General features: G+C 68.7%; 10 protein-coding genes. 8 read left to right on the top strand and 2 right to left on the bottom strand.

What is annotated here, in order from left to right:
- The first annotated feature begins 164 nt into the window (after window positions 1-164).
- Window positions 165-443, top strand: coding sequence for an acylphosphatase (locus tag SSA01S_RS17855; protein WP_061781471.1), 279 nt, complete (start codon window positions 165-167; stop codon window positions 441-443).
- Window positions 437-1660, top strand: a complete 1224-nt coding sequence (locus tag SSA01S_RS17850; protein WP_061781470.1) for a dipeptidase — start codon at window positions 437-439, stop codon at window positions 1658-1660. The genes SSA01S_RS17855 and SSA01S_RS17850 overlap by 7 nt, the downstream gene beginning before the upstream one ends.
- Here SSA01S_RS17850 and SSA01S_RS17845 read toward each other — a convergent pair.
- A complete protein-coding gene (locus SSA01S_RS17845) occupies window positions 1614-2819 on the bottom strand; it encodes an MFS transporter (RefSeq protein WP_156477930.1) in 1206 nt (401 codons plus the stop codon). The two genes, SSA01S_RS17850 and SSA01S_RS17845, sit on opposite strands and share 47 nt — an antisense overlap.
- A 203-nt stretch (window positions 2820-3022) precedes the next feature.
- On the opposite strand from SSA01S_RS17845, the gene SSA01S_RS17840 reads away from it, so the two are divergent.
- The 5 genes from SSA01S_RS17840 to SSA01S_RS17820 all read left to right on the top strand — a co-directional run bounded on the left by SSA01S_RS17840 (window position 3023) and on the right by SSA01S_RS17820 (window position 8831).
- Window positions 3023-4402, top strand: a complete 1380-nt coding sequence (locus SSA01S_RS17840; protein ID WP_082795176.1) for a glycosyl transferase family protein — start codon at window positions 3023-3025, stop codon at window positions 4400-4402.
- Window positions 4399-5379, top strand: a complete 981-nt coding sequence (locus SSA01S_RS17835; RefSeq protein ID WP_244885707.1) for a hypothetical protein — start codon at window positions 4399-4401, stop codon at window positions 5377-5379. The genes SSA01S_RS17840 and SSA01S_RS17835 overlap by 4 nt, the downstream gene beginning before the upstream one ends.
- A 45-nt stretch (window positions 5380-5424) precedes the next feature.
- Window positions 5425-6339: a sulfite exporter TauE/SafE family protein gene (locus SSA01S_RS17830; RefSeq protein WP_058734862.1), complete on the top strand. Its 915-nt coding sequence runs from the start codon at window positions 5425-5427 to the stop codon at window positions 6337-6339.
- Window positions 6340-6392: 53 nt separating this feature from the next.
- On the top strand, window positions 6393-7112 hold the full coding sequence (locus tag SSA01S_RS17825) for a TIGR02186 family protein (protein ID WP_170171266.1): 720 nt from the start codon (window positions 6393-6395) through the stop codon (window positions 7110-7112).
- Between the two features lie 75 nt (window positions 7113-7187).
- Window positions 7188-8831 (top strand): ATP-binding protein, encoded by a 1644-nt coding sequence (locus SSA01S_RS17820; protein ID WP_061781469.1) that lies wholly within the window; start codon window positions 7188-7190, stop codon window positions 8829-8831.
- A 19-nt stretch (window positions 8832-8850) separates the two neighbouring features.
- Here SSA01S_RS17820 and SSA01S_RS17815 read toward each other — a convergent pair whose 3' ends face one another.
- The gene (locus SSA01S_RS17815; RefSeq protein ID WP_061781468.1) at window positions 8851-10323 is read right to left on the bottom strand and encodes a M23 family metallopeptidase; all 1473 of its coding nucleotides are present in this window, start codon (window positions 10321-10323) and stop codon (window positions 8851-8853) included.
- Window positions 10324-10544: 221 nt separating this feature from the next.
- Between SSA01S_RS17815 and SSA01S_RS17810 the strand changes: the two genes are divergently transcribed.
- A partial coding sequence (locus SSA01S_RS17810) for a helicase-related protein (protein ID WP_272867566.1) occupies window positions 10545-11648 on the top strand: 1104 nt, incomplete at its 3' end.

Here is an 11648-nt window from a genome sequence, read left to right as displayed (position 1 = left end):
GAGCAAGGTCTGAGATGTGTTCGCGCAGAGGCGCGGAGGACGCAGAGGGGGTCACTTCTTCTCCTCTCCGCGCTCTCTGCGCCTCCGCGCGAACTAACATTCCTCCCCTTACAGGAAAGGAATTACGGTTCCCTTTCTCTGCCGCCCGCGCGACAGTCGCTGGCATGATCGGGCGTCATCTTCGCATCACCGGACGCGTCCAGGGCGTCGGGTATCGCTACTGGTTCTTGGGGCGCGCCGAGGCGCTGGGGCTGACCGGCTGGGTGCGCAACCGGGCTGACGGTTCGGTCCAGGCCGTGATTCAAGGCGTCGATGCCGCCGTTGCCGATATGATGGCAGCGGCCGGTGACGGGCCTACCCTGGCCCGGGTTGACCTGGTCCTGCCGACCGACCAGCCCATCGACTCCGCCCTTACCCGGTTCGAGCAGCGACCGACATGCTGATTGCCCTAATCCTCGCGCAAGCGGCCGATCCCGCCATCACGCGCCGAGTCGAATCGGTCCTGGCCCGCGCGCCGATCGTCGACGGGCATAACGACCTGCCCTGGGAGTTGCGCGACTCCAGCGTCCCGCCCGAATCGCTCGCGCTGGCCAGCGATAGCTCCACTCTGCCCCACCCACTCCAGACCGACCTGCCCCGGCTCCGTCGCGGAGGGGTCGGCGGGCAATTCTGGTCGGTATGGATTCCCGCCGACGTCACCGGCCCCCGCGCGGTTGAAATGACGCTGGAACAGATCGATCGTGTCCACCGGCTGGTCGCCGCACATCCCGAGCGACTCGCGCACGCCCGCACGGCTGCGGACGTGCGCCGCATTGCCGCGTCCGGGCGGGTCGCCTCGCTGATCGGGGTCGAGGGCGGGCATCAGATCGACGGGCGGCTGTCGGTGCTGCGCCAGTACAAGGCCTTGGGCGTCGCCTATCTGACGCTGACCCATGGCCGCAGCCTCGCCTGGGCCGATTCGTCGACCGATGCGCCCATCGCCAACGGGCTCAGCCCCTTTGGTCGCGCGGTCGTGGCCGAGATGAACCGGATCGGCATGATCGTCGACGTCGCGCATGTTTCCGATGCGACGATGGCGGCGGTGCTCGATACGAGCAAAGCGCCGGTCATCGCCTCACACTCCGACGCCCGCGCGCTGGCCGATGCGCCGCGCAACATCCCCGACGCATTGCTTCGCCGGATCGGTGCAAACGGCGGCGTGGTGATGGTCAATTGCTATCCCGCCTTCCTGTCGAGCGAGTGGCGCGCCTGGGACGCAGAGCGCACCGCCTATGCCCGGTCGGTCGGTGTGGTCGCCAATATCTACGGCCCGCGCAGCCCGGCCCCGCTGATCGCCTGGGACGCCAGCCACCCCGCCCCGCATGTCACGCCGGCGATGGTCGCCGATCATATCGAGCATATCGCCCGCGTCGCCGGGCACGGCGCGGTCGGGTTCGGCAGCGACTATGACGGGATCAACGGCACCGGGCCCGAAGGGATGGCGGGCGTCGACGGCTATCCGCTGGTGCTGGCCGAGCTGGTCCGACGCGGGTGGAGCGATGCCGATCTCGCCGCGCTGACCAGCGGCAATATCCTGTGCGTGATGGAACGGGTCGAGGCGGTGGCGAAAAGCCTCAGTGCAACGCCACTGGACGATTCGATCGATCCGCTGGCGCGCTGACGCTTCCCCGCGCCACGCGCATCGCGACCAGCCAGATCGCAAAGCCGCCCAGCGCCAGCCCGCAGCCGACATAACCGGTCGAGGTCCAGCCCAGTCCGTTGGCGATCGCCAGGCCGCCCGCCCAGGGGCCGATGGCATTGGCGGTGTTGAACGCCGAATGGTTGAGCGCGGCGGCCAGCCCCTGCCCCTCGCCCGCCACGTCCATCAGCCGTGTCTGGAGCACGGTGCCCAGCGCCCCGCCCAGCCCGATCGCAAAGACGATGGGCAGGATCGTCCACAGGCTGCCCGCCGCCAGCGGATAGAGCGCCAGCATCGCTGCGGACCATAGGAGCAAGCCCCCGGCGGTCGGCATCAACGCACGGTCGGCGAAGCGCGGCACGACGATATTGCCGATCGTCATGCCCAGCCCGAACACCGCCAGCACCAGCGGGATCATCGTCTCGGACACGCCCGTCACCTCGGTCAGCGTCGCGGCGAGATAGGTATAGACCGCGAACATGCCGCCAAAGCCGATCGCCCCGATCGCCAGCGTCAGCCACACCTGCCCCTTGCCCAGCGCATCCAGTTCGCGACGGATGCTCGCGCCCTCGTCCGGCCGATCCTGCGGTGCGGCGATCCACACGAGCGTCGCGGTCAGTAGCGCCAGCGCCGCGACGACTCCGAACACCCAGCGCCAGTTGAGCCACTGGCCCAGCATTTGCGCCAACGGCACGCCGATCACGGTCGCGACCGTCAGGCCCAGCATGATCCGCCCGACCGCGACCGTCCGCCGCTCCTCGGGCACCAGCGAGGCCGCAACCAGCGCCGCGATCCCGAAATAGGCACCGTGCGGCAATCCGCTGAGGAATCGGAAGGCCAGCATCCAGTGATAATCGGGCGCCATCGCCGACAGGCCGTTGCCCAATGCAAACATCAGCATCAACAGGATCAGCAGCGTGCGCCGCGCGAGCTTGGCCGACAGCACCGCCAGCAGCGGCGCGCCGACCACCACGCCCAGCGCATAGGCGCTGATGACATGCCCCGCCGTCGGCGCATCGATGCCGAGGCCGCGCGCCAGATCGGGCTCCAGGCTCATGGCGGCGAATTCGGTCGTGCCGATCGCAAAGCCGCCCACCGCCAGCGCGGCATGGACGATGCCGGGGGGAAATGTCCGGGCCATCACAATATCCTTTCCCGGGTCATATGTTGCACCGCAGCACGAGGCGCAACCACCCGGCCGCTCCCAATTCGCGGAAATTCCCGGAGAAAGGCTCGATGTTCGTCCCATCGCCTTTGGCCACCGAGTCTCGACGATCGCCCAAACAGCTATTGATCGGTCCATTTTGGACAGGCACAATCCCCATCGGGCATGGGGGACGCCGAATGGGAGAGATCACGGCGGTCATCGAAGTCGTGGCGCGCGAGCTTTTGTTATTCGCGGCGGCCGGACTTTTGATCGGGGGGCTGGATGATCTTCTGGTCGATCTGCTCTATTTCGCGCGACGGATCATAAAGGGGCCTGCGACTCCCATCCGCAGCTATGCTTTGCCCCGGCCGGTCCGATCCGGGCGGATCATCGTCTTTACCCCGGCATGGGACGAATCGGCGGTGATCGGCGCGATGCTGTCCACCGCGCTCGGCCGTTTCCGGCATCCCGATTATCGGATCTATGTCGGGCTTTACCCCAATGATCCGGCGACCATCCTGGCGGCGGCCGATGTGGCGGAACGCGACGATCGCATCCGCCTGGTCATTGGATCGCGCGACGGCCCCACGACCAAGGCCGATTGCCTGAACACGCTATGGCATGCCCTGCAGCGCGATATGGCGGCGGAGGATTTTCAGGCCAAGGCGATCGTCCTGCATGATGCCGAGGACGTCGTGCATCCCGACGAACTGACCGTTTTCGACTCGCTGATCGAGGAGCGGGCGGTGGTGCAATTGCCGGTGCTGCCCCTGGTCGTGCCGGGATCGCGCCTCGTATCCGGTCACTATGCCGACGAGTTTGCGGAGAGCCACATCAAGCAGCTGGTCGTCCGCACCTGGATCGGGGCGGGCATGCCGCTGGCGGGCACCGGCTGCGCCATCTCACCGGCCATGTTGGGCCGGATCGCGGCGTCGCGCGGGGGCGATCCGTTCGATGCGACCAGCCTGACCGAGGACTACGAGCTGGGCCTGCGCATCGCCGAACTGGGTGGTCAGGGGCTGTTCGCACGCGTGGCGGATGGGACGCGCGGTGGCGTGGTGGCGGTCCGCGCCTATTTCCCCGCCACCCTGCTCGCGGCCGTCCGGCAAAAGGCGCGGTGGATGACCGGCATCGCCCTGATCGGATGGGACCGCACCGGCTGGGGCCGTGCGCTGGCCATGGGGGATCATTGGTGGCGGCTGCGCGACCGGCGGGGGCCGATCGCGATGCTGGTGCTGGCCGCCGCCTATCTGGGCATGTTTACGGATGCGCTGGCCATCGCGCTGCACTGGATCGCCAACACCCCCTTGTCGCCCGTCCATCCCGGTCTGCGCATGTTGTTCGGGATCAATGCCTTGCTACTGCTATGGCGATTGGCGGTGCGTATGACCTTTACGGGGCGCGCCTATGGCTGGCGTGAGGCCTTGTGGTCATTGCCGCGATTCATCATCGGCAATTTCGTGGCGCTCGCCGCGATCCCCCGCGCGCTGATCCGCTATATCCATGTGCTGCGCGGCGGCGTGGCCGCCTGGGACAAGACGAGCCATCATTTCCCCGACCTGTCGACGCAATCGTGAGCGGGCGGCCGCTGCGATTCCTGGGGGGCATCGTCGCGCTCTGGGCGCTGGGCCGCATCGCCTTTCTGCTGCCCCAGACTCCGGTGGTCGAACGAGCCGTCACGCCCGCCCGGCCTGCGACCCCACGCAGAGTCGCCGTCGCGATGGCGGGTTCGCCCCCCTATCATCAGGCGCCACAGCCGCTGCAAATCTCTAGCCTGCGGCTTGCCTCGCCACCGCCCGTCATCCGACCAGCGCCTTTCCGTCCCGCTTCCATCACGCCAAGGGAAGCCCCGTCACCAGACGCCCGCATCGCGCCACCACCGGCTTTCACCGTGCCGACCTACGCGCCCCTGGCAGCGCCGCCGCCGCCCATCCCGCCGCGACGCTGGAGCGCCAGCCTGTGGGCGATCGTTCGCGACGGGGGCCAGACGCTGCTGCCCGGCGGCCAGCTGGGCGGCACGCAAGGCGGTATTCGCCTGCTGCGGCGGCTCGATTCGCGCGGGGACCTGTCCGCCAGCCTGCGCCTGTCCGCCCCGTGGCAGGGCATCGGGCGCGAGATGGCCGTCGGCATCGACTGGCGTCCCGTGCATCGGTTGCCGATCCGCTTGCTGGTCGAACAGCGGCTGGCGCTCGATGCGGGGCAGAACGCGCCCGCCGCGCTGGTAGTGACGGGAGTAGGCCCGCAACCCGTCGCGCCCGGCATCGTGCTGACCGGCTATGCGCAGGCCGGGGCGGTGGCCCGCACGCGGATCGAGCCCTTTGCCGATGGCGCGGTGCGGGCCAGCACGCCGCTGACATCCGCGATCGACCTGGGGCTGGGTCTATGGGGCGGGGCGCAGCGGGATGCGCAGCGGCTGGATGCGGGGCCCACGCTGGGCGTCGCGCTGCCGGTCGCGGATCGGCGCGTCCGGCTGTCGCTCGACTGGCGGCAGAGGATCGCGGGGCGGGCCGCCCCGGGTTCCGGCCCGGCGCTCACCCTGGCGGGCGATTTCTAGGCCATCGACACTGTTCGGAAAGGCCCATGCGGTTATAACGCGGCCGTGGACCTGTATCTTCCGATCGCCAACCTGTCGGTCAACGCGCTTGTCATCATCGCGCTGGGCGCGGGCGTGGGCCTGTTGTCGGGCATGTTCGGGGTCGGCGGCGGGTTCCTGACCACGCCGCTGCTGATCGTCTATGGCATCCCGCCGACCGTCGCCGCCGCCTCCGCCGCCAGCCAGGTGACGGGCGCGAGCGTGTCGGGGGTGTTCGCGCATTTCCGGCGCGGCGGAGTGGACACCAAGATGGGCGGCGTGCTGGTCGCGGGCGGCGTGGTCGGGTCCTTTGCCGGGGCCTGGATCTTCAAGCTGCTGCAGGCGAGCGGCCAGATCGATACGGTCATCGCCATCGTCTATGTGCTGATGCTCGGATGGATCGGATCGGTCATGGCGCGCGAGGCGACCAGCGCGATCATCGCGCAGCGGCGCGGACGGCCCCAGCGGGCGGCGCGACGGCGGCATCATCCGCTGGTCGCCGCCCTCCCCTTCCGCACGCGCTTCTATGCCTCGGGTCTCTATATCTCGCCGCTCGCCCCGCTGATGCTGGGCTTCTTCGTCGGCATCCTGACCATCCTTCTGGGTGTCGGCGGCGGGTTCATCCTGGTGCCCGCCATGATCTATATCCTGGGCATGGCGACCAATGTCGTGCTGGGCACCTCGCTGTTCCAGACGCTGTTCGTCACCGCCGCCGCCACGATGGTGCACGCGACGACGACCAAGGCGGTGGATATCGTGCTGGCGGGCCTGCTTTTGGTGGGATCGGTGACGGGGGCGCAGGTCGGCGCGAAGCTGGCCACCAATGCGAAGCCCGAATATCTGCGCCTGGCGCTGGCGGTCATCGTGCTGCTGGTGGGGCTGCGCATCCTGCTCGGCCTGGTGTGGCGGCCCGAGGAAATCTTCACGGTGCAGCCCCTGTGACGCGCCGTGTGAAAGGGCTGGCCGTCACGCTGGCGCTGCTGTCGCCGCTGTTGATGGCGCAGGCCAAGCCGGTCCTCGTCCCCGACGTGTCGCAGCGCGATATCCAGATCGCCTACAGCTTCACCGGTGCCGAACTGCTGCTGTTCGGCGCAATCCTCTATCCCGGCGGCCGCCCGCCGCAGGACGACAAGCCGACCGACATCGTCGTCGTCGTCAAGGGCCCCACTCAGTCGATCCTGATCCGCGAGAAGGAGAAGATCGCCGGGCTCTGGGTCAATGCCGGGCGGCTGCGATACCAGTCGGCGCCGTCCTTCTACGCCATCGCCTCGTCGCGGCCGATCACGCGCATCGTCGACGACCGCACCCGCGCCATCTATGAATTGGGGCTCGACAGCCTGCAGCTCTCGCCCGCCTCCAGCGCCCCCGCCGATGTCCAGGCGCGCTTTCAGGCCGGGCTGGTCGACCAGCGCCGCCGTTCGGGCCTGTATGTCGAGGCGCCGCGCGCCGTCGAAATCACCGACGACGTGCTCTACCGCGCGCGGGTGACCATCCCGGCGCGCGTGCCCGTCGGGCGATTCACCGCCGAGACCTTCCTGATCCGCGACGGCCGCGTCCTGGCGGCGGCGGTGCGCGATATCGACATCCGCAAATCGGGGTTTGAGCGTTTCGTCGCGCGCGCCGCCGATCGCGCCGCCATCCCTTACGGCTTGGCGGCGGTAGCGCTGTCGATTCTGCTAGGCTGGACCGCGGGCTGGATCGCCCGGCGGGTCTGATTCCGCGATACGGCATCTTAAGGTTCGGTCGTTACCGGTGACGGTCTTCTGACAGACCGGACGGTATCGCCCTTCATGTTTGACCCATCGCCTGCCGCCGAACATCCCAACGCCGCCCTCGATACCCCCGTCATCGGCTGGCTGCTGGGCATTGCCGGATCGTCGGGCCGCATCGTGCTCGACCGCGAGGCGGTGGCCGCGCTAGCGGGCCATGCCGATCCGGTGCTGGCCTCGGCGGGGCAGGTCGCCATGCCGGTCAAGATCAAGCGCGACGACCGCTGGATCATCGGATCGATCCGCTCGCTGTCGCTCGATCCGTCCAGCGACGCCGCCGCCATCGCGACCGAGATCGACCTGATGGGCGAAGGGATGCGCCATGCCGAGACCGGCGACCTGTACGGGTTCCGTCGCGGCATCACCTCTTTCCCGATGCCGGGCGCGACCATCCACGCGATCACCAATGCCGAACTGGCGGGCATCCATGGCAATCGCAACATCGCAACCATCCGGATCGGCACCGTCCATCCGGCGCGCAGCGTGCCCGCGACACTGGCGGTCGATGCGTTGCTGGGGCGGCATTTCGCGATGCTGGGGTCGACCGGCACCGGCAAGTCGACCGCGACCGCGATGATCCTGCACCGCATCTGCGAACTCGCGCCGCTCGGCCATATCGTGATGATCGATCCGCATGGCGAATATGCCAACGCCTTTCGCGGCGAGGGCGAGATCCATGACGTCGGCAACCTGCGAATGCCCTATTGGCTCATGAATTTCGAGGAGCATTGCGAAATCCTCCTCTCGGCCAGCCCCGCCGATCGCCAGAACGATGCCGATGTGCTCGCCAAATGCCTGCTCGCCGCGCGGATGCGCAGCCGCGCCGCCGCCGACCTGCCGCGCGTCACCGTCGACACGCCCATCCCCTATCTGCTGTCCGACCTGACCAGCCTGCTGACCGCCGAGATGAGCAAGCTGGAGCGGGCGGGCGATATCGCGCCCTATCTGCGCATCAAGTCGAAGATCGACGAGATCAAGGGCGACCCGCGCTATGCCTTCATGTTCTCCGGCATGTTGGTCGCCGATACCATGGCGTCATTCCTGGGCCGCATCCTGCGGATGCCGGGCGACGGGCGGCCGATCTCGATCGTCGACGTGTCGGGGGTGCCGTCGGACGTGACCAGCGTCGTCGTCGCGATGCTGGCGCGGATGATCTTCGACCATGCCATCTGGTCTCCGCCCGCCGATCGCCGCCCCGTCCTGATGGTCTGCGAAGAGGCGCACCGCTATATCCCGGCCAAGGCGGAACAGGATTCGGCGGTCGGCCGCATCCTGTCGCGCATCGCCAAGGAGGGGCGCAAATATGGCGTCTCGCTGGGCCTCGTCACCCAGCGCCCGTCCGATCTGGCCGAGGGCGTGCTATCGCAATGCGGTACGATCATCGCAATGCGGCTGAACAACGAACGCGACCAGGCGATGGTCCGCTCGGCCATGCCCGAGGGTGGTCGCGGCCTGCTCGACGTCATCTCCGCGCTGCGCAACCGCGAGGCGGTCCTGTGCGGCGAAGGCGTGATGTTCCCGATGCGCGCCAGCTTCGACAATCTGGAAGAGGACAAGCGCCCCGCCTCCAACGACATGAAGATTACCGCGCTTTGGGCACGGGCCGCGCGGGGTCAGGATGTGCTGAACGACACTGTGTCGCGCTGGCGGATGGCGGGGAAGTAAGTGCGACGCCGGGTACGCGTTACCGCCCCGGCCGCACCGCCAGCAGTCCCTGCACCTCGCGCTTGAAAGCGCGCAGCTTCGCGCCCGACAGGACCGCGACGCTCGACAGGTTCAGGGTGCGCGGGTTCACCACCGCGCCGTTCTTCCATACTTCCCAGTGCAGGTGCGGGCCGGTCGACATGCCGGTCGACCCGACATAGCCGATCACCTGGCCTTGTTTCACATGCGCGCCCGAGCGGACGGCAAAACGGCTCATATGGCCATAGCCGCTCGCCAGACCGCCGGAATGGGTGAGCTTGATGAAATTGCCATAGCCGCCCGAGCGCCCGGCGAACTGCACCACGCCGTCCATGATCGCATGAATCGGTGCGCCGTACGGGGCCCCGATATCGGTCCCCTTGTGCATCCGCATGAAGCCCAGGATCGGGTGCATCCGCTTGCCATAGGACGAGGTGACACGCCCCGCGACCGGCATCGCCATCGCGCCGCGCTGCTCGGTCTGGCCGTGGACGTCATACCATTGCCCGTCATCCTCGCCGGGCAGGCGCGCCAGCTGGGTCTTGCGGCCATTATGATCTAAACCGACGAACAACAGCTTGCCCAGCCGCGTCTCGCCGGTCGCGGCGCGTTCGCGCTCGATGATCAGATCGAAACTGTCCGAACGCTTGACGTCGCGGCCGACCGACATGCGCGCCGACAGCGCCTTGATATAGCCCTCGACCAGCTTGGCCGGCGCGCCCGCCGCGCGGATCGAGCGATACAGGCTGGACCCGACCAGCCCCTGCAGCCTCAGCGGCGTGCGGTCGATCGCGATCGGCGCTTCCGTCATGGTCAGCCCCTTCGCGGTGCGGGTCAGCGTCACCGCCAGGTCGAACCGCGCGCGGAGCTTCAGCCCCTCCAGCGGCCGCGCCACCGTGCGGCTCGGCCGCCGCCCGAGCGTCAGGGCGACGCGCGTGCCGGACGCGATCGCTTCGCCGCCTGCCGCCTGCTCGACCAGATCGGCCGCCTCGCGCGCCTGGTCCTTGGCGACCCCGGCGCGTTGCAACACCCGGGCCAGCCGGTCGCCAGCGCCCACCGTGGCCGACAGCTCGACCATGGGCCGCTCGGGCGCTTCGGCGAGATGCGCGACCATTTCGTTGGCGGCCATGCGCCGCCCGCTATCCGCACCCAGCGCGATCGGCGCGATGGCTTGCGCCCGCGCATTCTTCCACGCCTCGCCGGTCAGCGGCTTGGGGGCAGCCCCGATGATCGGGCGGTGAAAGCCGGGCGCCATCACGATCGTCGCGGCACACAGCGCCGAACAGGTCGCCAGCCCGCGCCACCAGTCGCGACTGCCGATCCGCGACCCCAGATCGGGCACCCAGTCGATCTCGCGCGCGGCCGATCGCCAGCGCGCCCATCGACCGTTCGGCGCAAGCGGGAAAGCGGGGCCCGGCGACCGCGCGGCGGTGCCGCCGGTCATCAACAGGGCTTCGTCGGTAGCAAGGAACATGGGTGGGATGGCGTCCGTGAAATCGTCGAGCAGCGTCGCCGATCTCCCCCCGGCGCACAGGATTGTGCCGTGTCGGCCGGGGGCGGCAAAGTCAAAGCCGGTGCGACCCGCCGCCCCGATGCTGCGGTCGGACGTGGCCGGGGCGGGCCAAATCTCGCAAGAGACGCGCCATCTTGCTTCAGGACGTTGCAACCGCGCGAGCGAAGCCCGATGTAGGGTTCATGACCAGCCGCGTATCGGGTGCCGTGACGGCCGTTCTCGGGCCGACCAACACCGGCAAGACGCACCTCGCGATCGAGCGGATGTGCGCGCATTCCAGCGGTATCATCGGCTTTCCCCTCCGCCTGCTGGCCCGCGAGGTCTATGACCGCGTGGTCGCGCTGAAGGGCGCGAACCAGGTCGCACTGGTGACCGGCGAGGAAAAGATCGTGCCGCCCGACGCGCGCTGGTTCCTGTGCACCGCCGAGTCGATGCCCGACCGCGACGTCGCCTTTGTGGCGCTGGACGAAGCGCAGCTGGGTGCGGATATGGAGCGCGGTCATGTCTTTACCGATCGGTTGCTGCACGCGCGCGGCCGGGAAGAAACGATGGTCCTGGGCTCCGAGGCGCTGAAGCCGATGATCCGCGCGCTGGTGCCCGATGCGGAGGTCATCGCGCGACCACGCTTTTCGACCCTGACCTATGCGGGCGCGAAGAAGATCAGCCGCCTGCCCAAACGCTCGGCCATCGTCGCCTTCTCGGCGGAGGAGGTTTACGCGGTCGCCGAGATGCTGCGCCGTCTGCGCGGCGGGGCGGCGGTGGTGATGGGCGCGCTATCCCCGCGCACCCGCAATGCGCAGGTCGAAATGTTTCAGGCGGGCGAGGTCGATTATCTGGTCGCGACCGATGCGATCGGCATGGGCCTGAACATGGATGTCGCGCATGTCGCCTTTGCCGGGCTGCACAAGTTCGACGGGCGCCGCCGCCGTCGCCTGACGGTGGCCGAGATGGCGCAGATCGCGGGGCGTGCCGGGCGGCACCACCGCGACGGGACGTTCGGCGCGCTGGCTGAGGAAGGGCCGGACTCGTTCCTGCCCGAAGAAGTGCTCGCGATCGAGGAGCATCGCTTCCCCCGGCTCGACCATCTGTACTGGCGCGACGGCAAGCCCGACCTGTCGAGCATCGATGCGCTGATCGCCAGCCTGGAGCGCAAGCCCGAACCCGGCGTGTTGCGCGCCGCGCCGCTCGCCACCGATCTTCAGGTGCTGAAGCGGTTGGCCGACGAGCCCTGGGTCCGCGACCGGGTGCGGCGGCCCGCCATGGTCGCGCGGCTTTGGGCGGCGTGC

This window comes from Sphingomonas sanguinis NBRC 13937 (assembly GCF_001591005.1).
Taxonomy (GTDB): Bacteria; Pseudomonadota; Alphaproteobacteria; order Sphingomonadales; family Sphingomonadaceae; genus Sphingomonas; species Sphingomonas sanguinis.
Note: the sequence above shows the minus strand (reverse complement) of the source record. Positions and strands in the feature narration are given on the sequence as shown.

What these genes read in the sequence shown, in the direction of transcription:
- SSA01S_RS17855 (WP_061781471.1), top strand. Translation starts at nt 165, where the DNA reads ATGATCGGGCGTCATCTTCGCATCACCGGACGCGTCCAGGGCGTCGGG.
- SSA01S_RS17850 (WP_061781470.1), top strand. Translation starts at nt 437, where the DNA reads ATGCTGATTGCCCTAATCCTCGCGCAAGCGGCCGATCCCGCCATCACG.
- SSA01S_RS17845 (WP_156477930.1), bottom strand. Translation starts at nt 2,819, where the DNA reads ATGGCCCGGACATTTCCCCCCGGCATCGTCCATGCCGCGCTGGCGGTG.
- SSA01S_RS17840 (WP_082795176.1), top strand. Translation starts at nt 3,023, where the DNA reads ATGGGAGAGATCACGGCGGTCATCGAAGTCGTGGCGCGCGAGCTTTTG.
- SSA01S_RS17825 (WP_170171266.1), top strand. Translation starts at nt 6,393, where the DNA reads ATGGCGCAGGCCAAGCCGGTCCTCGTCCCCGACGTGTCGCAGCGCGAT.
- SSA01S_RS17820 (WP_061781469.1), top strand. Translation starts at nt 7,188, where the DNA reads ATGTTTGACCCATCGCCTGCCGCCGAACATCCCAACGCCGCCCTCGAT.
- SSA01S_RS17815 (WP_061781468.1), bottom strand. Translation starts at nt 10,323, where the DNA reads ATGTTCCTTGCTACCGACGAAGCCCTGTTGATGACCGGCGGCACCGCC.